This window comes from Roseateles asaccharophilus (assembly GCF_004362405.1).
Taxonomy (GTDB): domain Bacteria; phylum Pseudomonadota; class Gammaproteobacteria; order Burkholderiales; family Burkholderiaceae_C; genus Kinneretia; species Kinneretia asaccharophila.
The window spans coordinates 149,006-171,856 of sequence record NZ_SNXE01000006.1 but is presented as its reverse complement, the minus strand read 5'-3'; the positions used below and the strand labels follow the sequence as shown (position 1 = coordinate 171,856).

The 22,851-nt window shown below is 68.5% G+C and carries 22 protein-coding genes; 15 read left to right on the top strand and 7 right to left on the bottom strand.

What is annotated here, in order from left to right:
- Nucleotides 1–9 precede the first annotated feature (9 nt).
- A complete protein-coding gene (gene mfd, locus DFR39_RS13920) occupies nucleotides 10–3,477 on the bottom strand; it encodes a transcription-repair coupling factor (RefSeq protein ID WP_133604177.1) in 3,468 nt (1,155 codons plus the stop codon).
- A 214-nt stretch (nucleotides 3,478–3,691) separates the two neighbouring features.
- Between mfd and DFR39_RS13915 the strand changes: the two genes are divergently transcribed.
- On the top strand, nucleotides 3,692–4,354 hold the full coding sequence (locus tag DFR39_RS13915; RefSeq protein ID WP_133604176.1) for a DJ-1/PfpI family protein: 663 nt from the start codon (nucleotides 3,692–3,694) through the stop codon (nucleotides 4,352–4,354).
- Between the two features lie 18 nt (nucleotides 4,355–4,372).
- Here DFR39_RS13915 and DFR39_RS13910 read toward each other — a convergent pair whose 3' ends face one another.
- The 4 genes from DFR39_RS13910 to moaA are packed head-to-tail and all read right to left on the bottom strand — an operon-like array spanning nucleotide 4,373 to nucleotide 7,091.
- A complete protein-coding gene (locus tag DFR39_RS13910) occupies nucleotides 4,373–4,942 on the bottom strand; it encodes a GNAT family N-acetyltransferase (RefSeq protein WP_162849529.1) in 570 nt (189 codons plus the stop codon).
- Nucleotides 4,936–5,610 carry a molybdenum cofactor guanylyltransferase MobA gene (gene mobA, locus DFR39_RS13905; RefSeq protein ID WP_133604174.1) on the bottom strand — a complete coding sequence of 225 codons (675 nt, stop codon included), beginning with the start codon at nucleotides 5,608–5,610 and terminating at the stop codon, nucleotides 4,936–4,938. The genes DFR39_RS13910 and mobA overlap by 7 nt, the downstream gene beginning before the upstream one ends.
- Nucleotides 5,597–5,947 carry a hypothetical protein gene (locus DFR39_RS13900; RefSeq protein WP_133604173.1) on the bottom strand — a complete coding sequence of 117 codons (351 nt, stop codon included), beginning with the start codon at nucleotides 5,945–5,947 and terminating at the stop codon, nucleotides 5,597–5,599. Before DFR39_RS13900 ends, mobA begins: the two co-directional genes overlap by 14 nt.
- A gap of 22 nt (nucleotides 5,948–5,969) precedes the next feature.
- Nucleotides 5,970–7,091, bottom strand: a complete 1,122-nt coding sequence (gene moaA / locus DFR39_RS13895; RefSeq protein ID WP_133604172.1) for a GTP 3',8-cyclase MoaA — start codon at nucleotides 7,089–7,091, stop codon at nucleotides 5,970–5,972.
- A gap of 168 nt (nucleotides 7,092–7,259) precedes the next feature.
- Here moaA and DFR39_RS13890 point away from each other — a divergent pair, with 168 nt between their 5' ends.
- Together DFR39_RS13890 and DFR39_RS13885 are read left to right on the top strand one after the other, a co-directional pair.
- The gene (locus DFR39_RS13890; RefSeq protein WP_133604171.1) at nucleotides 7,260–8,510 is read left to right on the top strand and encodes a putative DNA modification/repair radical SAM protein; all 1,251 of its coding nucleotides are present in this window, start codon (nucleotides 7,260–7,262) and stop codon (nucleotides 8,508–8,510) included.
- A 53-nt stretch (nucleotides 8,511–8,563) separates the two neighbouring features.
- Entirely contained in the window at nucleotides 8,564–9,445 is an 882-nt protein-coding gene (locus tag DFR39_RS13885) for a TIGR03915 family putative DNA repair protein (RefSeq protein WP_133604170.1), read from the top strand.
- A 21-nt stretch (nucleotides 9,446–9,466) separates the two neighbouring features.
- Here the strand turns inward: DFR39_RS13885 and DFR39_RS13880 are convergent, their stop codons facing one another.
- Nucleotides 9,467–10,093, bottom strand: coding sequence for a phenylacetic acid degradation protein PaaY (locus DFR39_RS13880; RefSeq protein WP_133604169.1), 627 nt, complete (start codon nucleotides 10,091–10,093; stop codon nucleotides 9,467–9,469).
- Between the two features lie 160 nt (nucleotides 10,094–10,253).
- Between DFR39_RS13880 and DFR39_RS13875 the strand changes: the two genes are divergently transcribed.
- The 12 genes from DFR39_RS13875 to DFR39_RS13820 all read left to right on the top strand — a co-directional run bounded on the left by DFR39_RS13875 (nucleotide 10,254) and on the right by DFR39_RS13820 (nucleotide 21,587).
- Nucleotides 10,254–11,078, top strand: a complete 825-nt coding sequence (locus tag DFR39_RS13875; protein WP_133604168.1) for an enoyl-CoA hydratase-related protein — start codon at nucleotides 10,254–10,256, stop codon at nucleotides 11,076–11,078.
- Between the two features lie 8 nt (nucleotides 11,079–11,086).
- Nucleotides 11,087–11,527 carry a hydroxyphenylacetyl-CoA thioesterase PaaI gene (gene paaI, locus DFR39_RS13870; RefSeq protein WP_133604167.1) on the top strand — a complete coding sequence of 147 codons (441 nt, stop codon included), beginning with the start codon at nucleotides 11,087–11,089 and terminating at the stop codon, nucleotides 11,525–11,527.
- A gap of 25 nt (nucleotides 11,528–11,552) precedes the next feature.
- The gene (gene paaK / locus DFR39_RS13865; RefSeq protein WP_133604166.1) at nucleotides 11,553–12,869 is read left to right on the top strand and encodes a phenylacetate--CoA ligase PaaK; all 1,317 of its coding nucleotides are present in this window, start codon (nucleotides 11,553–11,555) and stop codon (nucleotides 12,867–12,869) included.
- Nucleotides 12,870–12,908: 39 nt separating this feature from the next.
- Nucleotides 12,909–13,913 (top strand): 1,2-phenylacetyl-CoA epoxidase subunit PaaA, encoded by a 1,005-nt coding sequence (paaA, locus tag DFR39_RS13860; RefSeq protein WP_133604165.1) that lies wholly within the window; start codon nucleotides 12,909–12,911, stop codon nucleotides 13,911–13,913.
- Entirely contained in the window at nucleotides 13,910–14,206 is a 297-nt protein-coding gene (paaB, locus tag DFR39_RS13855; RefSeq protein WP_133604164.1) for a 1,2-phenylacetyl-CoA epoxidase subunit PaaB, read from the top strand. The genes paaA and paaB overlap by 4 nt, the downstream gene beginning before the upstream one ends.
- Nucleotides 14,207–14,293: 87 nt before the next feature.
- Complete coding sequence (gene paaC / locus DFR39_RS13850) at nucleotides 14,294–15,070, top strand: 1,2-phenylacetyl-CoA epoxidase subunit PaaC (RefSeq protein WP_133604163.1); 777 nt, start codon at nucleotides 14,294–14,296, stop codon at nucleotides 15,068–15,070.
- The gene (gene paaD, locus DFR39_RS13845; protein ID WP_170223031.1) at nucleotides 15,067–15,609 is read left to right on the top strand and encodes a 1,2-phenylacetyl-CoA epoxidase subunit PaaD; all 543 of its coding nucleotides are present in this window, start codon (nucleotides 15,067–15,069) and stop codon (nucleotides 15,607–15,609) included. The genes paaC and paaD overlap by 4 nt, the downstream gene beginning before the upstream one ends.
- A gap of 2 nt (nucleotides 15,610–15,611) precedes the next feature.
- Nucleotides 15,612–16,703: a 1,2-phenylacetyl-CoA epoxidase subunit PaaE gene (paaE, locus tag DFR39_RS13840; RefSeq protein WP_133604161.1), complete on the top strand. Its 1,092-nt coding sequence runs from the start codon at nucleotides 15,612–15,614 to the stop codon at nucleotides 16,701–16,703.
- Nucleotides 16,704–16,719: 16 nt separating this feature from the next.
- Nucleotides 16,720–17,346, top strand: a complete 627-nt coding sequence (locus DFR39_RS13835) for a TetR/AcrR family transcriptional regulator (protein WP_133604160.1) — start codon at nucleotides 16,720–16,722, stop codon at nucleotides 17,344–17,346.
- 63 nt (nucleotides 17,347–17,409) lie between these two features.
- Nucleotides 17,410–18,567 (top strand): ABC transporter substrate-binding protein, encoded by a 1,158-nt coding sequence (locus DFR39_RS13830; protein WP_133604159.1) that lies wholly within the window; start codon nucleotides 17,410–17,412, stop codon nucleotides 18,565–18,567.
- 81 nt (nucleotides 18,568–18,648) lie between these two features.
- Complete coding sequence (gene paaZ / locus DFR39_RS13825) at nucleotides 18,649–20,700, top strand: phenylacetic acid degradation bifunctional protein PaaZ (protein ID WP_133604158.1); 2,052 nt, start codon at nucleotides 18,649–18,651, stop codon at nucleotides 20,698–20,700.
- 146 nt (nucleotides 20,701–20,846) lie between these two features.
- Entirely contained in the window at nucleotides 20,847–21,587 is a 741-nt protein-coding gene (locus tag DFR39_RS13820; RefSeq protein WP_162849528.1) for a phosphodiester glycosidase family protein, read from the top strand.
- A gap of 6 nt (nucleotides 21,588–21,593) precedes the next feature.
- On the opposite strand, the gene DFR39_RS13815 is transcribed toward DFR39_RS13820, so the two are convergent.
- Nucleotides 21,594–22,745, bottom strand: a complete 1,152-nt coding sequence (locus DFR39_RS13815; RefSeq protein WP_133604156.1) for an alpha-hydroxy acid oxidase — start codon at nucleotides 22,743–22,745, stop codon at nucleotides 21,594–21,596.
- Between the last annotated feature and the right edge of the window lie 106 nt (nucleotides 22,746–22,851).

The following is a 22,851-nucleotide window of genomic DNA, read 5'->3' as shown; positions in this document are numbered from 1 at the left end:
CGCGTGATCTCAGTTTTTGGTGGTCGGCTGGCCGAGCAGGCGCAGCACCTCGCGGATGGCTTGCGCCCGGTCCTTGGGATCGCTGAGCGCCTTGTCGATGCGCAGCTTGTCATTGCCCACCAGCTTGATATTGCGGTTCTTCTGCACCAGCTCGATCACGCGCATGGCGTCGATGGGCGGGTTGGGCCGGAAGTTGATGTTCATGACCGTGGGCGCGGCATCGATCTTGAGCACGCCATAGGGTTTGGCCAGCACGCGCAGGCGGTGGGTGTCGAACAAGGTCTGGCCTTGCGCGGGCAGCTTGCCGAAGCGGTCGGTGATCTCCTCCAGCATGGCGTCGATCTGCTCGCTCTTCTCGGCCGTGGCCAGGCGCTTGTAGAGCGAGAGCCGCACATGCACATCGCCGCAGTAGGCGTCGGGCAAGAGGGCGGGGGCGTGCAGATTGATCTCGGTGGTGGCCGAGAGCGGGGAGAGCAGATCGGGCTCGCGGCCGGCCTTGAGCTCGCGCACCGCCTGGGAGAGCATGTCGTTGTAGAGCTGGAAGCCCACCTCCATCATGTTGCCGCTCTGGTTCTCGCCCAGCACCTCACCGGCGCCGCGGATCTCCAGATCGTGCATGGCGAGATAGAAGCCCGAGCCCAGCTCCTCCATATTCTGGATGGCCTCCAGGCGCTGGGCCGCCTGCTTGGTCAGGCCCTCCACATCGGGCACCATCAGATAGGCGTAGGCCTGGTGGTGGGAGCGGCCCACGCGGCCGCGCAGCTGGTGCAGCTGGGCCAGGCCGAACTTGTCGGCCCGGCTGATGATGATGGTGTTGGCGCTGGGCACATCGATGCCGGTCTCGATGATGGTGGAGCACAGCAGCACATTGTGTTTGCCGCCCACGAACTCGCGCATCACCCGCTCCAGCTCGCGCTCGGGCATCTGGCCATGGGCCACGACGATGCGCGCCTCCGGCAGCAGCTCCTCGAGCTTCTGCTTGCGGTTCTCGATGGTCTCGACCTCGTTGTGCAGGAAGTAGACCTGGCCGCCGCGCTTGAGCTCACGCAGCACGGCCTCGCGGATCACGCCCGTCATCTCGGTGCGTACAAAGGTCTTGATGGCCAGGCGGCGCTGCGGCGCGGTGGCGATCACGCTGAGGTCGCGCAGGCCTTCCAGCGCCATGCCCAGGGTGCGGGGGATGGGCGTGGCGGTGAGGGTGAGCACGTCCACCTCGGCCCGCATGGCCTTCATCGCTTCCTTGTGGCGCACGCCGAAGCGGTGCTCCTCGTCGATGATCAGGAGACCCAGGCGCTTGAACTCCACATCGCCAGAGAGCAGCTTGTGGGTGCCGACCACGATGTCGATGCTGCCGTCCGCCAGGCCTTCCATCGCGGCCTTGATCTCCTTGCTGGAGCGGAAGCGGCTCATCTCCGCCACCTTGACCGGCCATTTGCCGAAGCGGTCCGCGATATTCTGGTAGTGCTGCTCGGCCAGCAGGGTGGTGGGCGCCAGCAGGGCCACCTGCTTGCCGCCCATCACGGCCACAAAGGCGGCGCGCAGCGCCACCTCGGTCTTGCCAAAGCCCACATCGCCGCAGACCAGGCGGTCCATGGGCTTGGGCGAAATCATGTCCTGGATCACCGCATGGATGGCGGCGCGCTGGTCCGGCGTTTCCTCGAAGCCGAAGCTGGCGGCAAAGGCCTCGTAGTCATGCGGCGAGTAGCGGAAGGCAAAGCCCTCGCGCGCGGCACGGCGGGCGTAGAGGTTGAGCAGCTCGGCCGCGGTGTCGCGCACCTGCTCGGCCGCGCGGCGCTTGGCCTTTTCCCATTGCCCGGAGCCGAGCCGGTGTAGCGGCGCCTCCTCGGCGCTGACGCCGGTGTAGCGGCTGATCAGATGCAGCTGGGCCACGGGCACATAGAGCGTGGCCTTGTCGGCATAGACCAGATGCAGAAACTCGCTGGGGCCCTCGCCCAGATCGATATTGATCAGGCCCTGGTAGCGGCCGATGCCGTGGTTGGTATGCACCACGGGGTCGCCCACCTTGAGCTCGGAGAGGTCCTTGATCAGCGCATTGACGTCGCTGACCTGCTCCTGCTTGCGGCGCCGCCGCGTCGTGGGCGTGGTGGCAAAGAGCTCCGTCTCGGTGAAGAGCTGGAGGGCACGGCCTTCGTCAGGCTCATGCCAGAAGAAGCCAGCCGCCAAGGGCGCGGCGGTGATGGCGAACTTTTCGCTCGCATCGGCCTCGAACTCGGCCAGGTCCTTCACCGAGGGCGGGTCTATTCTGTTGTCGCGCAGAAGCTCCAGCAGGCTCTCGCGCCGGCCCTCGCTCTCGGCCAGCAGCAGCACGCGGTGCGGCGTGCTCTTGAGGTGCGCGGCCAGGCGCGCCAGCGGCTCCTGGGCGCCGCGCTCCACGCTCACATCGGGCAGGGGGCGCGCATAGTCCACCGGCTCGCTGCCGCGCACCGCCAGCACCGGGTGCGGGTGGGTCAGACCGAAGAACTCCTCCACCTTCAGGAAGATCTCCTCGGGCGGCAGGATGGGGCGCTCGGGGTCGTGCTGCAGGAAGCGGTGGCGCTCGCGGGTGTCGGTCCAGAAGCGGTTCAGGGCCTCGTCCACCTCGCCATGCAGGGCCAGGCCGGTTCCGCTGCCCAGGTAGTCGAAGACCGAGGCGGTCTGTTCGAAGAAGATGGGCAGGTAGTACTCGATGCCGGCGGTGGCAATGCCCTGGTCGATGTCCTTGTAGAGCCGGGCGCGGGTGGGGTCGCCCTCCATCTTCTCGCGCCAGCGCGCGCGGAAGGCCTTGCGCGCCGCCTCGTCCATGGGGAACTCGCGGCCGGGCAGCAGGCGCACCTCGGGCACGGGATAGAGGCTGCGCTGGCTGTCGGGGTCGAAGGTGCGGATGGAGTCCACCTCGTCGCCGAACAGGTCCACCCGGTAGGGCACGGGCGAGCCCATGGGGAAGAGGTCGATCAGGCCGCCGCGCACCGCGTATTCGCCGGGCGAAACGACCTGACTCACATGGCTGTAGCCGCCCAGGGTGAGCTGGCTCTTCAGCGAGGCCTCGTCCAGGCGCTGCTTCTGCTTGAACTGGAAGGTGGTCGCGGCCAGGAAGCTGGTGGGCGCCAGGCGCACCAGGGCGGTGCTGGCGGGCATCAGCACCACATCCACCTCGCGCTGCTCCACCGGCTTGCCCTGGCCCTGCAACAGACGCCACAGCGTGGCCAGGCGCTCGGAGATCAGGTCCTGGTGGGGGCTGAAAGTGTCATAGGGCAGGGTCTCCCAGTCGGGGAAGACGGCCACGCGCAGCTCGGGCGCAAAGAAGCGCAGCTCCTGCTCCAGGCGCTGGGTGTCGGCCGGCTCGGCCGTGATGATGGCGCACAGACGGCCGGCCTCGCGCTGCTGACGCGCATAGCGGGCCAGCAGCAGGGCGTCGGCGGAGCCGGGGGGGCGGGGCTGGGTGAACTTTTTGCCGGGGGCGATCAGGGGCAGCTGCATGCGTGCTCGGAGCTGGCTTCAGAAACGACGACAGCCCCGGTTTGGGGCTGGGCGCATTGTAGGGATGCGGCCCCGCCCTATCGTGTCAGGAGGATTTAGGGGACAGCATGGGCTCTGGCCGTGCTTAGGCCTTGTTTGGACCTTGGGGCAATCCATGCTGCGCCCGTGGGGGCCGCGGCACTATGCTGGGGACAGACACAACGGGGATGCGCGCATGCGGCTCGGGATCTATCTGTTCGACGAGGTGGAGGTGCTGGACTTTGCCGGCCCCTTCGAGGTCTTCAATACCGCCAGCCGCTTGGTTCACCGGGCCGATCCGCAGGCTGCGCCGCCGTTCGAGGTGCTGACCCTGGCGCCCAGCCTGGCGCCGGTGCGGGCCCGCGGCGGCTTGCTGGTCACGCCCCAGCATGTCTTCAGCGAGGCCCCGCCGCTGGACCTGCTGATCGTGCCCGGCGGCGTGGTCACGGCCGAGCTGGCGCGCCCGGGCCTGAGTGACTGGCTCGTGCGCCAGAGCCTGCAGCTCAAGGCCCTGGCCTCCATCTGCACCGGCGCCTTTTTGCTGGAGAAGGCCGGTCTGCTCAACGAGCGCGAGGCCACCACCCACTGGGAAGATCTTGAGGATCTGCAGGCCGTCTCCCAGGCCTCGGGCTCCCTGCTGCGCGTGGTGGTGCATCAGCGCTGGGTGGAGGCCCGGCCCTGGGTGCACCATGGCGGGCGCTGCCGCCTCTTCAGCTCGGCCGGCATTTCGGCGGGTATCGACCTGAGCCTGCACCTGGTGGCCGAGTTCGCCTCGGTGGACCTGGCGCGGCGCACCGCGCGCCAGATGGACTATGAATGGCGGGCCGCCAACGGCACGGTGCTGCACACGGTTCTGTGAGGCGCCCGTCCCGCGGCTTCAGGGCGGGGGCGGCAGATCCAGGGCCATCAGGTCTTTGCCGATCAGGCGGCCATCGGCCAGCTTGAGCGCGCCCGGCAGCTGGCCGTAGCGCCTGAAGCCCAGGGACTCGTAGAGCCGTATGGCGCCCTGGTTGCCGCTGCTCACGCTCAGCGTGGCCATGCGGATCTCGGGTTCGGCACCCAGCAGGCGCAGCGCGCAGTACAGCAGGGCCCGGCCCAGGCCGCGGCCCTGGTGCTCATCGGCCACCATCATGCCCACCACATGGGCGATATGCCGGATCTTGGCCCGGCCCTCACGCTCGCAACTCACCGCGCCCACCAGCTGCTCTGCCTGCCAGGCCGTGACGGTGAACATGCAGCCCACGCCATTGGCCTGGCTGAGACGGTTGCGGTAGCTCTCGGCGCTGCGGCCCCGCTCGCTGGCCGCGTCGGAGGTGAAGGCCTCGTCATGAGCCAAGAGCATGGCGTCGCGCAAGCGCTTGTATTCATGCAGATCGCTCTCGCGCAGCATGCGCAGCTTGATGTCGGCCGGCAGGATCAGAGCCTCGGGGGAAAGAAGGTTCAGCATTCGGGCGGGGCGGCATGGAGCGCTGGCTGGGCCTGCAGTGCCGCCAGATCGGCGGGGTGGTTGAGGTTGGCGAAGGCCCGCAGGTCTTGGGGATGCTCGAAGGCCACCTCGATCGCGCCCTGGCTGTGCATCCATTCGCGCACGCGGCGCCCGCCCCGGGCCAGATAGTCGCTCAGGGAGGGGGCGAGATCGCGGCGCAGCAGGCAGCAGGCGGGATGCAGCCGCCCCTCGCGATCACGAGGAAAGGCGAGCGGGCGTGCACCACCGGCCGTGGCCTGGCTGCCGGCCCACAGGCGCGCGGCGAGGTCCTGGGGCAGGGCGGGCAGATCGCAAGGCGTGCACAGCAGCCATTCGGTCTGGCAGGCAAGCAGGCCGGCGAGCATGCCGGCCAGCGGACCGGCAAAGGCCTCGCCGCCACACAAGCTGCGCTCATCGCTCAAGACCTGGGCCTGCGGGTCCAGCGCCCGCGCCAGTGCCAGGTATTGCGGCTGATGGCGGTTGGCGCTCACCAGCAGCCGCCCGACCTGGGGGGCAAGGCGGCGCAGCACATGGGCCGCCAGCGGCTCGCCATGCAGGGGCAGCAGACCCTTGTCCTGCCCGCCCATGCGGCGCCCCTCGCCGCCGGCCAGCAGCAGGCCGCTGAGGTCCTGGCGCTCAAGCACCGCCATGACCCGGTCCGTCCTGCTCCGGGGCTCCCGGGAACTCGTCACCCTGGAGGGCGGGGCCTTTCATCACGGCCACCACCCAGCAGCCGACCAGCCAGACCACGATCATGGACAGGCCGAAGAAGATGCCCCCCAGCACCATGAAGTCCACCAGCTGGGCGGCGCGCTCCGCATCGTTGTGCAGGCCCGGCTGAATGAACTGCTTGGCCCAGGCGCCCACCAGCCAGGGCAGGCCCAGGGCGGCCACCAGGGCCCAGAGCAGCTGGCGCCGCAGCCGGGGGGTGAACCAGTCGCTGAGCGCACGCCGCAGGGTGAAGGGTGTGGGCTGGCCGGGGCTCATGTGCGAAATGAGTGAGTGACGCTCAGCCGCCGATGTAATGCATCTCGACGCGCCGGCTGCCATCGCCCGGCAGGGCCTGCCCCTGACCGCGCAGCTGCGAATAGCGGTCATCGCGACGCGCCCAGAGTGCGCCCAGGGCGGCGCGCATCTGCGCATCGCTGGCGCCGCCGCGCAGCAGGGCCCGCAGATCATGGCCGGCATGGGCGAACAGGCAGGTGTAGAGCTTGCCCTCGGTGGACAGGCGAGCGCGATTGCAGTCGCCACAGAAGGCCTGGGTCACGCTGGAGATCAGGCCGATTTCGCCGCGGCCATCGGCATAGGCCCAGCGCTCGGCGGTTTCACCCGGCGCGGCGGCATCAAGCTGGCGCAAGGGGAACTCGGCCTGCAGCCGCGCCAGCAGCTCGCGCGAGGGCAGGACCTCGTCCATGCGCCAGCCATTGGTGGCGCCCACGTCCATGTACTCGATGAAGCGCAGCACCACCGCGCCGCCGTAGTGATCGCGGAAATGACGGGCCATGGGCAGGATCTGGTCCTCGTTGACCCCCCGCTTGACCACCATATTGACCTTGACCGGCCCCAGGCCCACGTCCAGCGCCGTCTCGATGCCGCGCAGCACCTCGCCCACGGGAAAGCCCACATCGTTCATGCGCTGGAACACGGCGTCGTCCAGCCCGTCCAGGCTGACCGTGATGCGCTGCAGTCCGGCCGCCTTCAAGGCCGCCGCCTTGCGCGCCAGCAGGGAGCCGTTGGTCGTCAGGGTCAGGTCCAGCGCCTGACCCTCGGGTGTGCGCAAGGCGGCCAGCATCGCGATCAGGCTCTCGATGCCACGCCGCAGCAAGGGCTCGCCACCGGTCAGGCGCAGCTTGCGCACGCCCAGGCCCACGAAGATGCCGGCCAGGCGCGTGATTTCCTCGAAGCTCAGCAGCTCCGCATGGGGCAGGAACTGGTGGTAGTGATCAAAGACTTCCTTGGGCATGCAGTAGCTGCAGCGGAAGTTGCATCGGTCCGTGACGGAGATGCGCAGATCGTGCAGAGCACGCCCCAGGGCGTCGGCGACCAGGGCGCCTTCGGGCAGGGGCTGCAAGGGCAGGGGCGGCACCTGGGCTTGCCGCAAGTCCATCACGGGGATCACGCGCTCTGACATGGCGCCGATTGTGCCCGCACTTGCGGGGCCCGCCGGTGCTGGGGTCGGGCTGCGCGCAAGGGCCGAAGAGGGCCGACGAGGGCTGAAGAGGGCCGCCCCGCCTGCAGGGCCAATCAAATAACTGTATATTTGTACAGTATCAAACCTAGCCCTGCCGCCGAGCCCACCGTGGACCTGAATCGCAAACTCGCCATCCTGGCCGATGCCGCCAAGTACGACGCCTCCTGCGCCTCCAGTGGCACGGACAAGCGCGACTCGGCCGACGGCCGCGGCCTGGGCTCGACCGAGGGCATGGGCATCTGCCACAGCTATGCGCCGGACGGCCGCTGCATCTCCCTGCTCAAGGTCCTGCTGACCAACCACTGCCAGTACGACTGCCTCTACTGCGTCAACCGCGCCAGCAGCAATGTGCCGCGCGCGCGCTTCCGGGTGGAGGAGGTGGTGCAGCTGACCCTGGACTTCTACCGACGCAACTGCATCGAGGGCCTGTTTCTGTCCAGCGGCATCGTCAAGAGCCCGGACTACACCATGGAGCAGGTGGTGGAGGTGGCGCGCCAGCTGCGCGAGGACCATGGCTTTCGCGGCTACATCCATCTCAAGACCATTCCCGATGCCAGCGCCGAGCTGCTGGAGCGCGCCGGCCGCTATGCCGACCGGCTGAGCATCAATATCGAGCTGCCCAGCGAGCAGGGCCTGCGCGCGCTCGCGCCCGAGAAGGACGGTCAGGCCATACGCCGCTCCATGGGCCGGCTGCGCAGCGGCATTGAGGCCGCGCGCGAGCCGGCGGTGCAGCCCATCCGCGTGCTGCCCGGTGCCCGGCCGCGGCCGGCACGGCCGCCGCGCTTCGCGCCCGCGGGCCAGAGCACCCAGATGATCGTGGGCGCGGACGGCAGCGATGACCGCAGCATCCTGGCCACCAGCGCCGCGCTTTACCGCGGCTACCGCATGCGCCGGGTCTATTACTCGGCCTTCAGCCCCATTCCCGACGCGGCGCAGGCCCTGCCGCTCAAGCCGCCACCCCTGCTGCGCGAGCACCGGCTCTACCAGGCCGACTGGCTGATGCGCTTTTACGGCTATGCGCACGAGGAACTGGCCCTGGACGGTCAGGGGCTGTTGCGCCTGGATGTGGACCCCAAGCTGGCCTGGGCCCTGGCGCATCCGGCCCGCTTTCCGGTGGATCTGAACAGCGCGCCGCGCGAGCTGATGCTGCGTGTGCCAGGCCTGGGGCCGGGCATGGTGGAGCGCCTGCTGCAGGCGCGGCAGGTGCGCCGCCTGCGCCTAGAGGATCTGCGCCGCGCACGGCTGAACCTGAGCAAGCTGCTGCCCTTTGTGCTGCTGGACGGCCACCGCCCGGCCAGCCGCGGGCCGGGCGCGCCCGCGGCCCTGCTGCCGCCGCGCCAGGGCGAGCTGTTCGCCTGATCTCAAGTCCGCTATCGAGCCCGCCATCCAGCCCGACCGCCCCAGGAGTGCCCATGCCCCAGACCATTCATCTCGACGGCCCCACCGACATCGCCGGCTTCAAGCATGCGGCACGCCGCCTGCTGGTGCAGGGCGTGCCGCCCGAAGCCCTGGTCTGGTCCTGTGAGGATGAAGGCACGCTCTGGGGCGCCGATTCAGAACTCGATGCGTCGGCGGCGGCCGAAGCCCCCCAGCCGCCGGCCTCCCTGGTGCGGGTGCCGCCGGCCTTTGTGGCCCTGTGCGAGCGCGTGCTGCTGCACCGCGAGCCGCGCCGCTTTGCCCTGATGTACCGCCTACTCTGGCGCCTGACCCATGAGCCGCGCCTGCGCGGCGACCCGCTGGACCCCGACTGGCGCCTGGCCGAGGGCATGGCGCGCGCGGTGGACCGTGACATCCACAAGATGCGGGCCTTTGTGCGTTTCACCCCGGTCTGGGAGGGGGAGCAAGGTGGAGAGCCCGGTGGGGAGCCGCGGCATATCGCCTGGTTCGAGCCCCAGCACCATATCGTCGAGGCCAATGCCGATTTCTTCCGGCGCCGCTTCGCCCAGATGCGCTGGGCCATCCTCACGCCCGAGCGCTGTGTGGAGTGGGACGGCCAGGCCCTGCAGTTCCGCCCCGGCGCCCGCCGCGAGGAGGCCCCCGCGCCCGATGCAGGCGCCGCGCTCTGGCTCACCTACTACCAGCACATTTTCAACCCGGCCCGGCTCAAGCTGGCCCAGATGCGCAAGGAAATGCCTCAGCGCTACTGGCATAACCTGCCCGAGGCCCGTCTGATCACGCCGCTCAGCCAGGCGGCGGCCGCGCGCAGCCAGGGCATGGTGGCCGCGGAACCCACGCTGCCGCGGCCCTACAAGCCCATGCAGCGGGGCCTGGGCGAAGGGCAGGCGGCGGGCTGAACCGGGCGGGCCTGCACAGGCTCAGGCCGATGTGCTGCCCGAGCCACTCTCGCGCTTGAGCGCCTGCAGGGTGCCGTAATCGTTGTCCTGCAGGCGCGGGCGGCCGGCCTCCTCGGCGGCCAGGGGCTGCACCTCGACCAGGCTGGCCTGGCAGCGGCGGGTGAGCTGCTGGTAGGTTTCGGTGCCCTGGCGCTTCCAGCGCATCTCGTCCTCGCTGAGTTCGCGCATGACCTTGGCCGGCAGGCCGGCGATCAGCGACTTCTCGGGCAGCTTCTGGCCCGCCCGCACAAAGGCGCAGGCGGCCACGATGCTGAAGGCGCCCACCTCGGCCTCGTCCATCACCACGGCGTTCATGCCCACCAGGGCGTCGTGGCGCACCACGCAGCCATGCAGCACCGCGCCATGGCCGATATGGCCGTTTCGCTCCACCACGGTCTCGGACTTGGGGAAGCCATGCACCACGCAGCTGTCCTGCACATTGGCCCCCTCCTGGATCACGATGCGGCCGAAGTCTCCGCGCAGCGAGGCGCAGGGGCCGATATAGCAGCCCGGGCCGATCACCACATCGCCGATCAGGACCGCCGTGGGGTGGACGTAAGCGCTGGGGTGAACGACGGGGATCAGGCCATCGATGGCATAGCAGGGCATATCGGGCTCCGGGTTGCGGGGCTAGGGGTTTTTGCTAGGGCTTTGCGGGGTCTGGGCTCTTGCGCCAAATCAAGGTGGACCTTACTATCTACCGACCGGTCGGTCAATGAATGCTTGACCCCAGGCAAGACAAGACGGCGGCGATGGAGCGAGACAAACCATGACCCCAGCACAAACAGGCCCGGACGAGGCCTTGCTGAAGATCGAGCAGGAGGGCGCCGTGCGCCTGCTCACCCTGAACCGGCCGCAGGCGCTCAATGCCTTCACCACGGCCCTGCTGGTGCAGCTGCGCGATGCGCTGGAGCTCGCCGCGCGCGATGCCAGCGTGCGCTGCGTGCTGATCACGGGCGCGGGGCGGGGCTTTTGTGCCGGCCAGGATCTGTCCGATCCGCTGATCAAGCCGCCCATGGCGGCCGGCGAAGCGCCCAAGGACATCGGCCATCTGCTCAACAACTATTACATCCCCATGGCGCTGAGCCTGCGGGCCATGCCGGTGCCCGTGATCGCCGCGGTCAATGGGGTGGCCGCCGGCGCCGGCGCCAGCCTGGCCCTGGGCTGCGACCTGGTGCTGGCGGCCGAGAGCGCCAGCTTCATCCAGGCCTTCTCCAAGATCGGCCTGATTCCGGACTGCGGCGGCACCTGGCTGCTGCCGCGCCTAGTGGGTCGGGCCAAGGCCCTGGAGCTGGCCCTGCTGGGTGACAAGCTGCCCGCCGCCGAGGCCCAGCGCATCGGCCTGATCTACCGCGCCCTGCCGGACGCCGAGCTGGCCGCCGAGGCCATGGCCCTGGCGCAGAAGCTGGCCAGCATGCCGGTCAAGGCCCTGGCCGCCACCCGCCAGGCGCTGGATGACGCCCTGCTGCTGGACTTCGAGGCCGCGCTGCGCAACGAGGCCCTGCTGCAAAGCCGTCTGGGCTTTGCCGGGGACTACCAGGAGGGCACCCGTGCCTTCCTGGAAAAGCGCAAGCCCAGCTTCACCGACCGTTGAGTGCCGCCATGACAGCTCAAGCCATTGCCGAGGCGGTGCGCGATGCCATGCTGGCCAATGACCGGGCCAGCACCGGCTTGGGCATGGAGATCCTGGCCGTGGGGCCGGGCAGCGCCACGGCGGCCATGACGGTGCGCGAGGACATGCTCAACGGCTTCGATATCTGCCATGGCGGCCTGGTCACGACCCTGGCCGACACGGCATTCGCCTTTGCCTGCAACTCGTACAACGAGCTGACCGTGGCATCGGGCTTCAACGTGGACATCGTCGCGCCCAGCCGGGCCGGCGACCGGCTGACGGCCGTGGCCAGCGAAGTCTCGCTGGCGGGCCGCACCGGCGTCTACGACATCACCGTGCGCAATCAGCGCGACGAACTGATCGCGGTGTTCCGCGGCCGCTCCTACCGCATCAAGGGCAAGCCCGTGGTGCCGGGCCTGGCGGCCGGCTGAAGAACACACCGAGGAGACAAGACCCATGCCCGTGAAGACCCCCGCGCCAGGTGATCTGGAGCCGATCGAGAAAGCCAGCCTGGACGAGCTGCAGGCCCTGCAGCTGCAGCGCCTGAAGTGGAGCCTCAAGCACGCCTACGAGAACGTGCCGCACTACAAGGCGGCCTTCGATGCCAAGGGCGTGCACCCGGACGATCTGAAGAGCCTGGCGGACATCGCCAAGTTCCCCTTCACCACCAAGCAGGACCTGCGCGCCAACTACCCCTTCGGCATGTTTGCCGTGCCGCGCGAGCGGGTGGCCCGCATCCACGCCAGCTCGGGCACCACGGGCAAGCCCACGGTGGTGGGCTACACGGCCCGCGATATCGAGACCTGGGCGGGTCTGGTGGCGCGCTCCATCCGCGCCTCGGGAGGCCGCCCGGGCGACATCATCCACATCGCCTACGGTTACGGCCTCTTCACCGGTGGCCTGGGCGCGCACTATGGCGCTGAAGCAGCGGGCTGCACCGTGATCCCCATGTCCGGTGGCCAGACCGAGAAGCAGGTGCAGCTGATCCAGGATTTCCGGCCCGACATCATCATGGTCACGCCCAGCTATATGCAGGTGATCATCGAGGAGTTCACGCGCCAGGGGCTGGACGCCCGCGAGTCCTCGCTCAAGGTGGGCATCTTCGGCGCCGAGCCCTGGACCGAGGCCATGCGCCGCGAGATCGAGGCCAAGGCCGGCATCGACGCGGTGGACATCTACGGCCTGTCCGAGGTCATGGGCCCGGGCGTGGCCAATGAGTGCATCGAGAGCAAGGACGGCCCTGTGATCTGGGAAGACCATTTCTATCCCGAGATCATCAACCCCGAGACCGGCGAGCCGGTGGCCGATGGCGAGGAGGGCGAGCTGGTCTTCACCTCTCTGTCCAAGGAAGCCCTGCCCATCATCCGCTACCGCACCCGCGACCTGACCCGCCTCCTGCCCCCCACCTCGCGCAGCATGCGCCGCATGGGCAAGATCGTGGGTCGCAGCGATGACATGCTGATCATCCGCGGCGTGAACATGTTCCCCACCCAGGTGGAAGAGCTGGTGCTGCAAGAGGCCCAGCTCAGCGGCCAGTACCAGATCGTGGTCAGCCGTGAGGGCCATCTGGACGAGGTGGCGGTGCACTGCGAGCTGCAGGCCGCGGCCGTGGGCAGCGCGGACACGGCAGCCATCGCCAAGTCCCTGCAGCACCGCATCAAGACCCTGATCGGCGTGTCCACCAAGGTCATCGTCGGCCAGCCCGATTCCATCGAACGCACCCTGGTCGGCAAGGCCCGGCGTGTGGTCGACAAGCGCCCCAAGGGCGCCTGAACCTTTCCCCGCAGCAGCGAGCCAGCAAGGAGTTCATCCATGTACACCCAGGCGATGAGCGTCGGCCCCCAGGACGCTCCCAGCAGCAAGATCAAGAGCGCCGAGGAGGCGCAGCGCGAAGCGGCCTTCGAGGCCCGCATCGCCGCGGGCGATTTCATCGAGCCCAAGGACTGGATGCCCGAGCATTACCGCAAGACCCTGGTGCGCCAGATCAGTCAGCACGCGCATTCCGAGATCGTGGGCATGCTGCCCGAGGGCAACTGGGTCACGCGCGCGCCCACGCTCAAGCGCAAGGCCATCCTGCTGGCCAAGATCCAGGACGAAGCCGGCCACGGCCTCTACCTGTATTCCGCGGCCGAGACCTTGGGCACCTCGCGTGACCAGATGCTGGACGCGCTGCACACGGGCAAGGCCAAGTACAGCTCCATCTTCAACTACCCCACGCTGAACTGGGCCGATATCGGCGTGATCGGCTGGCTGGTGGATGGCGCGGCCATCATGAACCAGGTGCCGCTGTGCCGTTGCTCCTATGCACCCTATGCGCGGGCCATGATCCGCGTCTGCCGCGAGGAGAGCTTCCATCAGCGCCAGGGCTACGAGAGCCTGCTGGTCATGATGCGCGAGGGCACGGCTGCGCAGAAGGCCATGGTGCAGGACGCGGTCAACCGCTGGTGGTGGCCGGCCCTGATGATGTTCGGCCCCGAGGACAAGGACTCGCCCAACTCCGAGCAGTCCATCCGCTGGGGCATCAAGCGCGTCACCAATGACCAGCTGCGCCAGAAGTTCGTGGACGCCACCGTGCCCCAGGCCGAGATCCTGGGCATCACGCTGCCCGACCCCGATCTGAAGTGGAACGCCGAGCGCGAGGCCCATGACTTCGGCAAGATCGATTGGTCCGAGTTCTGGCGCGTGGTCAATGGCGAGGGGCCGCTGAATCGCGAACGCCTGGGCGCCCGCGTCAAGGCCTGGGAAGACGGAGCCTGGGTGCGCGACGCCGCCCTGGCCCATGCCCGCAAACAAGCTACCAAGGAACAAGCAGCATGAGCGCGAACACCCAAAACGAATGGCCGCTGTGGGAAGTCTTTGTCCGCAGCAAGGCGGGCCTGGACCACAAGCATTGCGGCAGCCTGCACGCCGCCGACGCCAAGATGGCCCTGCAGATGGCGCGCGACGTCTACACCCGCCGCCAGGAAGGCACCAGCATCTGGGTGGTGCTGTCCAGCCAGATCGTGGCCTCGGACCCGGGCGAGAAGGGCATGTACTTCGATCCCATGGAAGACAAGGTGTACCGCCACCCCACCTTCTACGAGCTGCCCGAGTCGGTCAACCACATGTAATGTGATGACGACCCCCACGTTCACTTTGTTCACTGCCCCCCGAGGGGGCGCCGGCCTCCCTTGGGGCGGCCCGGCGGGAGCCCTGGCATGAGCCAACAGTCAATCCAAGTGGGCGAAAGCCCCCAAGTCCAGTACCTGCTGCGCCTGGGCGACAGCTGCCTGGTGCTGGCCCAGCGCATCTGCGAGTGGAGCGGGCATGCGCCCATCCTCGAGGAGGACCTGGCCCTGTCCAATATGGCCCTGGACCTGCTGGGCCAGGCCCGTGCCCTGCTGACCCATGCCGCCCGGCTTGACGGCCAGGGGCATGATGAGGACCAGCTCGCCTTTTTGCGCGACGAGCGCCAGTACCTGAACCCGGTGCTGATGGAATTGCCGCGCGGCGACTTCGCCTTCACCGTGCTGCGCAACTTCGCGGTCTCCACCTGGCTGCTGCTGCTGTGGCGCCGGCTCGAGGGCTCCAGCGACGCCGAGCTGGCCGCCATCGCCGGCAAGGCCGTCAAGGAAGCCGCCTACCACCAGCAGCACGCCGCCGACTGGGTGCTGCGCCTGGGTGACGGCACCGAGGAGTCCAGCGCCCGCATGCGCGCCGCGCTCGGCACGCTCTGGCCCTATTGCAACGAGCTCTTCGACAGCGATGCGGTGGACGCCGCCGCCGCCGCCCAGGGCCTGGGCCCGGACTGGGCCTCGCTCAAGGACGAGTGGCGGGCGCAGTTCTGTGAGGTGCTGGCCGATGCGGGGCTGGACTGCCCCAAGGACAGCGCCTACCAGAGCCAGGGCCGGCGTGGCATCCACAGCGAGCATCTGGGCCATATGCTGGCCACCATGCAGTACCTGCAGCGCGCCTACCCCGGAGGCGTGTGGTGACGAGCCCGGCCGAGCGCGGCCCCGCCTGTGGCCGGCTGGAAGCCGCCTGGGAGGTGCTGCGCCAGATCCCGGACCCCGAGGTCCCGGTGATCAGCCTGTGCGAGCTGGGCATCGTGCGCGACCTCAGGCTGCTGGAGGACGGAACCGAGGGTCTGGAGGTGGTGCTCACGCCCACCTACTCGGGCTGCCCCGCCACCGAGCTGATCCAGGACGATGTACGCGCCGCACTGGCCGGCTTTGGCGAGGTGCGCATCACCATGCAGCGCGCCCCGGCCTGGACCACCGACTGGATCAGCGAGGAAGGCCGGCGCAAGCTCAAGGACTACGGCATCGCGCCGCCCGGTCCCGCCAATGCCCTGGCCAGTGGTGCCGCGCAGCCCATCCGTCTGGTGCACCGCGCCGCGCTCACCAAGCTGGCCTGTCCGCGCTGCGGCAGCGAGCAGACCGAGAAGCTCTCCGCCTTCGGTTCCACCGCCTGCAAGGCCCTGTACCGCTGCCTGAGCTGCCGCGAACCTTTTGAACATTTCAAACCCATCTGACCATGAGCCTGCACTTTCACCCCCTGCGTGTGCGCGAGGTCCGGCCCGATACCGATGAGGCCGTGATCGTGAGCTTCGAGCTGCCCTCGGAGTTGGCCGAGACCTTTCGCTTCACCCAGGGTCAATACCTGACCCTGCGGCAGGAGATCGACGGGCAGGATCTGCGCCGCTCCTACTCCATCTGCGCCGGGGTGGACGACGGCGAGTTGCGCGTGGGTGTGCGGAAGGTCCAGGGCGGCAAGTTCTCCACCTGGGTCAATGAGCAGCTCAAGGCGGGCGATGTGATCCAGGTCTTTCCGCCCCAAGGGCGTTTCGGCCTGCAGCGCGAGGGGGCTGCGGTCGAGGGGGCAGGGCGCCATCATGTGGGCATTGCCGCGGGCTCGGGCATCACGCCCATCCTCTCCATCATGAAGACCGTGCTGGCGCGTGAACCCGGCAGCCGCTTCACCCTGATCTATGGCAACCGCCGCCAGGCCAGCACCATGTTCAAGGAGGAGCTGGAGGATCTGAAGAACCGCTACCTGACCCGCGTGGCCCTGCACCATGTGTTCTCGCGCGAGGCGGTGGACGCGCCGCTGCAGGCCGGCCGCCTGGACGCCGGCAAGCTGGCGGCCTTCTTTGCCAGCCTGGTGCCGGCCTCGAGCATCGACCAGGCCTATGTCTGCGGCCCCTTCGAGATGAACGAGGCGGCCGAGGCCGCGCTCAAGGCCGCGGGCGTGGCCGAGGATCGCATCCATGTGGAGCGCTTCGGCACCGTGGAGATGCAGACCGGCCAGCCCGCGCCGCACGAGGTGCGTGAGGGCGATGCCGCCCAGGCTACCGTGCTGGTGATCCGCGACGGCGTGAGCCGCGAGATCGAGTTCGGCAAGAGCGACCCCAGCCTGCTGGACGCCGCCGCGCGCGCCGGCATGGACGTGCCCTTCTCCTGCAAGAGCGGCGTGTGCTCCACCTGCCGCTGCAAGCTGATGGAGGGGCAGGTGCGCATGGACAAGAATTTCGCGCTGGACAAGGCGGAGATCGCCGCAGGCTTTATCCTCAGCTGCCAAGCCCATCCGCTCACCGAGCGGGTGGTCATTTCCTTCGACGAACGCTGAAGTCTGCTGAACATCCATGGCCCGAGGACGCGCCCCCGGTTTTGAATCCACCCGCGAGGAAATCCTCGCTGCCGCCGCGCGGCTGTTTGCACGCCAGGGCTATCCCGGTACCTCGATGAACGAGGTGGCCGAGGCCTGCCAGGTCTCCAAGCCCACGCTCTACCACTATGTGCGCGACAAGCATGAGCTGCTGATGCAGATCTGCGAGGGCCATGTGCAGGCCCTGGAGGCCCTGGTGCAGGAGGTGCGGGCCCAGCAGCTGGCGCCCGAGGCGCATCTGCGCGCCCTGATCGGCCGCTTCGTGCGCGAGTATGGGCAGGCCCAGAACCAGCACCGCGTGCTGACCGAGGACGTGAAGTTCCTGGACCCCGAGGACCGCGCCCGTCTTCTGGAGGTGGAGCGCCGTGTGGTGTCCGCCTTTGCGGACGCGGTGGCCGCGGTGCGCCCCGAGCTGCAGGACCAGCGCCTGCACAAGCCCCTGACCATGCTGCTGTTCGGCATGATCAACTGGACCTTCACCTGGCTGCGCCCCGATGGCGAGCTGAGCTACGAGTCGGTGGCGCCCATGGTGGCCGACCTGTTCTTCGGCGGCCTGGGCTCGGTCAAGATTCCCGATACCCAAGTGGCGCCGGCCCCCGCCTGAGCACCGCGCCTCTTCCTTTATCCGAGCCACAAGAGCACCCATCCACCCTAGGAGACATAGACGATGAAGAGCAAGACCCTGATCAAGTCCCTGCTGGCGGCCAGTCTGGCCGGCCTGGGCCTGGCAGCACATGCCGATATCAATGTGGGCGTCACGGTGTCGGCCACCGGGCCGGCTGCGTCGCTCGGCATTCCGGAGAAGAACACCTTCACCCTGATGCCCACGACCATCGCCGGCAAGAAGATCAACTACATCGTGCTGGACGATGCCTCCGACACCACGGCGGCCGTTTCCAACACCCGAAAGCTGATCACGGAACACAAGGTGGACGTGGTCGTGGGCTCCACCACCACGCCCAACTCCCTGGCCATGATTGACGCCGTGGCCGAGGCCACCACGCCCATGATCTCCATGGCTGCCTCGGCCCGCATCGTGGAGCCCGTGGACGGCAAGAAGAAGTGGGTCTTCAAGACGCCGCAGAACGACATCATGATGGCCCTGGCCATCGTCCAGCACATGGTGGACAACGGGGTCAAGTCTGCCGCCTACATCGGCTTTGCCGATGCCTACGGCGAGGGCTGGTATCAGGAGTTCGCCAAGATTGCCGGCGTCAAGGGCCTGAAGATCGTGGCCAATGAGCGCTACAACCGCAATGACACCTCGGTCACCGGCCAGGTGCTCAAGCTGATGTCCGCCAAGCCCGACGCGGTGCTGATCGGGGGCTCCGGCACGCCGGCCGCGCTGCCGCAGAAGGCGCTCAAGGAGCGCGGCTACACCGGCAAGTTCTACCAGACCCATGGCGTGGCCAATAACGACTTCCTGCGCGTGGGTGGCAAGGATGTGGAAGGCACCTTCCTGCCCGCCGGCCCGGTGCTGGTGGCGGCCCAGCTGCCGGCCAACCATCCGGTGAAGAAGAGCGCCAGCGACTACATCGCCAAGTACGAGGCCGCCTTTGGCAAGGGCTCGGTCAGCACCTTCGGTGGCCATGCCTGGGACGCCGGCATGCTGCTGCAGGCCGCCATTCCCGCGGCGCTGAAGACCGGTGCCCAGCCCGGCACGCCGGCCTTCCGTGCGGCCCTGCGCGACGCGCTGGAATCCGTCAAGGAACTGCCCGCGGCGCATGGCGTGTTCAATATGTCGCCCACCGACCACCTGGGCCTGGACCAGCGCGCCCGCGTGATGGTGAAGATCGAGAACGGGACCTGGAAGTACGTTCCCTGATCCCGGTCGCTTGAGCGGCTAGACGCCCCCGATGACGAGCCCCGCCGCGGGCTCGTCTTCCTTGTCCCCCGAGGTTTTGCCATGTCCACCCCCATCCTCCAGAGCCTGATCGCCGACCGCTGGGTCGGTACCACCGCCTCGCGTGCCCTGCACAGCGCCATCAACGGCCGTACCGTGGCCCAGACGCATGCGGAAAGCATCGACTTCGGCGAGAGCCTGGCCTATGCCCGCGGCCAGGCCCTTCCGGCCCTGCTCAAGCTCACATTCCAGCAGCGCGCCGCCCAGCTCAAGGCCCTGGCGGCCTATCTGATGGAGCACAAGGAGGGGCTGTACGCCATCTCGGCCCACACGGGCGGCACGCGTGCGGACAACTGGATCGATATCGAGGGCGGCATCGGCACCTTGTTTGCCTATGCCAGCATGGGCCGGCGCGAGCTGCCCTCCAGCAATATCGTGCACGAGGGCCCGGCCGTGGCCCTGGGCCGCGAGGGCCAGTTCCTGGGCTCGCATGTGCTGGTGCCCAAGCGCGGCGTGGCCGTGCACATCAATGCCTTCAACTTCCCCATGTGGGGCATGCTGGAGAAGTTCGCGCCCAGCTTCCTCGCGGGCATGCCCTGCATCGTCAAGCCCGCCACCGCCACCAGCTATGTGGCCGAGGCCTGCGTGCGCCTGATCCAGCAGTCCGGCCTGCTGCCCGCGGGCGCGCTGCAGCTGGTGATCGGCGGCTCGGGTGATCTGCTGGACCGCCTGCTCGAAACCGATGTCGTGACCTTCACCGGCTCGGCCGACACCGCGGCCATGCTGCGCGTCAACAAGAACCTGATCGCCCGCAGCATTCCCTTCAATGCCGAGGCCGACAGCCTGAACTGCGCCATCCTGGCGCCCGATGTGGAGCCGGGCGACCCGGAGTTCGAGCTCTTCGTCAAGGAAGTGGCGCGCGAGATGAGTGCCAAGGCCGGCCAGAAGTGCACGGCCATCCGCCGCGCCATCGTGCCGGCCCGCCATATCGATGCGTTGGCCAGCCAGCTGCGCGAACGCCTGGCCAAGATCAAGGTGGGCGATCCGGCGGTCGAGGGCGTGCGCATGGGTGCGCTGGCCTCCAAGGAGCAGCAGGCCGATGTGGCCGCTCGCCTGGCCGCCTTGAGCGCGGGCAACGAGATCGTGTTCGGCGCGCGCGACGGCTTCGCCCCGGTGGGCGAGGGCGTGGAGCAGGGCGCCTTCTTCGCACCCACCCTGCTGCTGTGCCGCGACGCTTTTGTCAACGAGGCCGTGCACGAGCTGGAAGCCTTCGGCCCCGTCTCCACCCTGATGCCTTATGAAGACTTCGACCAGGCCCTGGCCCTGGCGGCCAAGGGCCGTGGCAGCCTGGTGGGCTCGGTGGTCACCAAGACCCCGTCGCTCGCGGCCGAGGCCGTGATGCATGCCGGCGCCTTCCACGGCCGCATCCTGGTGCTGGACCGCGACGCGGCCAAGGAGAGCACCGGCCATGGCTCGCCCATGCCCGCGCTCAAGCACGGCGGCCCGGGGCGCGCCGGCGGCGGCGAGGAGCTGGGCGGCATCCGCGCCGTCAAGCACTATCTGCAGCGCTGCGCGGTGCAGGGCTCGCCCACCATGCTCAGCGCCATCACCGGCGAGTACCAGCGCGGCGGCAAGGTGCAGGAAGACGCCATCCATCCCTTCCGCAAGCATTTCGAAGAGATCCAGATCGGCGACTCCCTGCTGACGCACCGCCGCACCGTCTCCGAGGCCGATATCGTCAACTTCGGCGGCATCTCGGGCGACTACTTCTATATGCACTTCGACGAGATCGCGGCCAAGGACACGCAATTCGGCCAGCGCATCGCGCATGGCTACTTCGTGCTCTCGGCAGCGGCGGGTCTCTTCGTCTCGCCCGCGCCGGGGCCGGTGCTGGCCAACTACGGCCTGGACACCCTGCGCTTCGTCAACCCCGTGGCCATTGGCGACACCATCCAGGCACGCCTGACCTGCAAGCGCCGCATCGACCGTGGCAACCGCCCCGACCAGCCGCCCCAGGGCGTGGTGGCCTGGGACGTGCAGGTGATGAACCAGCGCGGCGAGCTGGTGGCCAGCTACGACATCCTGACCCTGGTGGCCAAGAAGGCCGCGGCCTGAAGCTTGTGCCGGCGTCGAGGGTGGCACCGCTGGTGTGGCGGCTTGTACCCATGGTGCTGGCACTCTGGCTGGCAGCTTGTGCCAGCGGTCCGCAGCCTAGCGCGGACCACATCAAGGCGCCGCCTCCGACTCGAGCTGAGCCGATATTGGCGCAGCCCCCCACTTGGCAAGATCTGGCCCCGGGCCTGCAGCTGAGGCGCTGGTCGCCCTGGCCGCAGACCCAGTTGCATGTGCTGCGCCTGGATCTGGCGGCGCCGGGCCTGCGTCTGCGGCTCACGCCCGAGACCGAGCGCGGCCGCACGCTGGATGCCTTCAGCGGCGCCCGCGAAGCCCTGATCAGCCTCAATGCCAGCTTCTTTGACCGCGAGTTTTCGCCGCGCGGGCTCACGCTCAGCGAGGGTCAACCCTGGGCCTCGGTGATGGCCGCGCAGCGCGAGAGCAGCCCGCTGCTGGCCTGCGATGCCGCCCAGCGCTGCGAGATCCTGCTGCAGGGCCATGCTGCTTATCGGCCCGATTGGCAGCTGGTGGTGGCGGGCACGCCCTGGCTGGTGGATGCCGGCCGTGCGCGCAGCCCCGCGGACGATGCCGCCTGCGCCGCCTTCTGCGCCCGTCCGCATCCGCGCAGCGCCCTGGGCCTGGAGGCCGATGGTCGCCATCTGCTGATCGTGCTGGCCGAGGGGCGCCGCCCGCCGGTGCTGGGCCTGAGTCTGAGCCGTCTGGCTCAGACTCTGCAGGCCCTGGGCGCGGTGCAGGCCTTCAATCTGGATGGCGGCGGCAGCACGGCCTGGCTGCTGCGCGGCGAGCTGGCCATGGCGCGGCCTCTCAATGAGCCGGCGCTGCGGCCCCTGGCCAATGCCCTACAGCTGCTGGAGCGTGCGCCGCGCTGAGCGGCGTCAGCCCGGGTAGGTGCCCGGCAGCAGGATGCTCTTGTCCACGCCCTGTAGCTGGGTGTGGCCGCAGAAGGCCATGGTCAGGTCCAGCTCCTTGTGGATGATTTCCAGGGCCTTGCTCACGCCCTCACGCCCCAGGGCACCCAGACCATAGAGCATGGAGCGGCCGATGTAGGTGCCCTTGGCGCCCAGGGCCCAGGCCTTGAGCACGTCCTGGCCGGAGCGCACACCGCCGTCCATATGCACCTCGATGCGGGAACCCACCGCATCCACGATGCGGGGCAGGGCCTGGATGCTGGATTCGGCCCCGTCGAGCTGGCGGCCACCGTGGTTGCTCACGATCAGCGCGTCTGCGCCCGAGTCGGCGGCCAGCTTGGCGTCTTCCACATCCTGGATGCCCTTGAGGATGAGCTTGCCGCCCCAGCGCTTCTTGATCCACTCCACATCACCCCAGTTGAGCTGGGGATCGAACTGCTTGGCGGTCCACTCCGAGAGCGAGCCCATGTTCTCCACGCCCTTCACATGGCCCACGATATTGCCGAACTGGCGCCGGCTCGTGCCCAGCATGCCCAGGCACCAGCGCGGCTTGCTGGCCATATTGATGAGATTGGGCAGGGTCAGCTTGGGCGGGGCCGAGAGTCCGTTCTTCAGGTCCTTGTGGCGCTGACCCAGGATCTGCAGGTCCAGGGTCAGGACCAGGGCGCCGCAGTTGGCGGCCTTGGCCCGGTCGATCAGGCGCTCGATGAAGTCGCGGTCCCGCATCACATAGAGCTGGAACCAGAAGGGCGCCTTGGTGTGGGCCGCCACGTCCTCAATGGAGCAGATGCTCATGGTCGAGAGCGTGAAGGGAATGCCGAAGGCCTCGGCCGCCTGGGCCGCCAGGATCTCGCCATCGGCATGCTGCATGCCGGTCAGGCCCGTGGGGGCGATGGCCACCGGCATCTTCACATCCACGCCCACCATGCGCGCCGCGGTGCTGCGGTTCTCCATGTTCACGGCCACGCGCTGGCGCAGCTTGATCTTCTGGAAGTCGCTCTCGTTGGCGCGGTAGGTGCTCTCGGTCCAGCTGCCCGAATCGGCGTAGTCGTAGAACATGCGCGGCACGCGCTTCTGGGCCAGGACGCGCAGGTCTTCGATGCAGGTGATCACGGGCATGGCGGGCGTCTCCGATATTCTTGAACTCAACCCGTCTGCATGCTAGGGCAAGGCAGCAGAGGCGGGCATGAAAGAGTTTCAGGCGAGCGGCGAAAGTTGTTCAGGT

Bases quoted from the DNA above. Each gene is read 5' to 3' on its own strand.
- DFR39_RS13880 (WP_133604169.1), bottom strand. From the start codon at position 10,093: ATGCCCTGCTATGCCATCGATGGCCTGATCCCCGTCGTTCACCCCAGC.
- DFR39_RS13815 (WP_133604156.1), bottom strand. From the start codon at position 22,745: ATGCCCGTGATCACCTGCATCGAAGACCTGCGCGTCCTGGCCCAGAAG.
- DFR39_RS13885 (WP_133604170.1), top strand. From the start codon at position 8,564: ATGCCCCAGACCATTCATCTCGACGGCCCCACCGACATCGCCGGCTTC.
- paaC (WP_133604163.1), top strand. From the start codon at position 14,294: ATGAGCCAACAGTCAATCCAAGTGGGCGAAAGCCCCCAAGTCCAGTAC.
- paaA (WP_133604165.1), top strand. From the start codon at position 12,909: ATGTACACCCAGGCGATGAGCGTCGGCCCCCAGGACGCTCCCAGCAGC.
- DFR39_RS13900 (WP_133604173.1), bottom strand. From the start codon at position 5,947: ATGAGCCCCGGCCAGCCCACACCCTTCACCCTGCGGCGTGCGCTCAGC.
- paaK (WP_133604166.1), top strand. From the start codon at position 11,553: ATGCCCGTGAAGACCCCCGCGCCAGGTGATCTGGAGCCGATCGAGAAA.
- DFR39_RS13910 (WP_162849529.1), bottom strand. From the start codon at position 4,942: ATGCTGAACCTTCTTTCCCCCGAGGCTCTGATCCTGCCGGCCGACATC.
- paaE (WP_133604161.1), top strand. From the start codon at position 15,612: ATGAGCCTGCACTTTCACCCCCTGCGTGTGCGCGAGGTCCGGCCCGAT.
- paaB (WP_133604164.1), top strand. From the start codon at position 13,910: ATGAGCGCGAACACCCAAAACGAATGGCCGCTGTGGGAAGTCTTTGTC.
- moaA (WP_133604172.1), bottom strand. From the start codon at position 7,091: ATGTCAGAGCGCGTGATCCCCGTGATGGACTTGCGGCAAGCCCAGGTG.
- paaZ (WP_133604158.1), top strand. From the start codon at position 18,649: ATGTCCACCCCCATCCTCCAGAGCCTGATCGCCGACCGCTGGGTCGGT.
- DFR39_RS13835 (WP_133604160.1), top strand. From the start codon at position 16,720: ATGGCCCGAGGACGCGCCCCCGGTTTTGAATCCACCCGCGAGGAAATC.
- DFR39_RS13875 (WP_133604168.1), top strand. From the start codon at position 10,254: ATGACCCCAGCACAAACAGGCCCGGACGAGGCCTTGCTGAAGATCGAG.
- mobA (WP_133604174.1), bottom strand. From the start codon at position 5,610: ATGGCGGTGCTTGAGCGCCAGGACCTCAGCGGCCTGCTGCTGGCCGGC.
- mfd (WP_133604177.1), bottom strand. From the start codon at position 3,477: ATGCAGCTGCCCCTGATCGCCCCCGGCAAAAAGTTCACCCAGCCCCGC.
- paaI (WP_133604167.1), top strand. From the start codon at position 11,087: ATGACAGCTCAAGCCATTGCCGAGGCGGTGCGCGATGCCATGCTGGCC.
- DFR39_RS13830 (WP_133604159.1), top strand. From the start codon at position 17,410: ATGAAGAGCAAGACCCTGATCAAGTCCCTGCTGGCGGCCAGTCTGGCC.
- DFR39_RS13915 (WP_133604176.1), top strand. From the start codon at position 3,692: ATGCGGCTCGGGATCTATCTGTTCGACGAGGTGGAGGTGCTGGACTTT.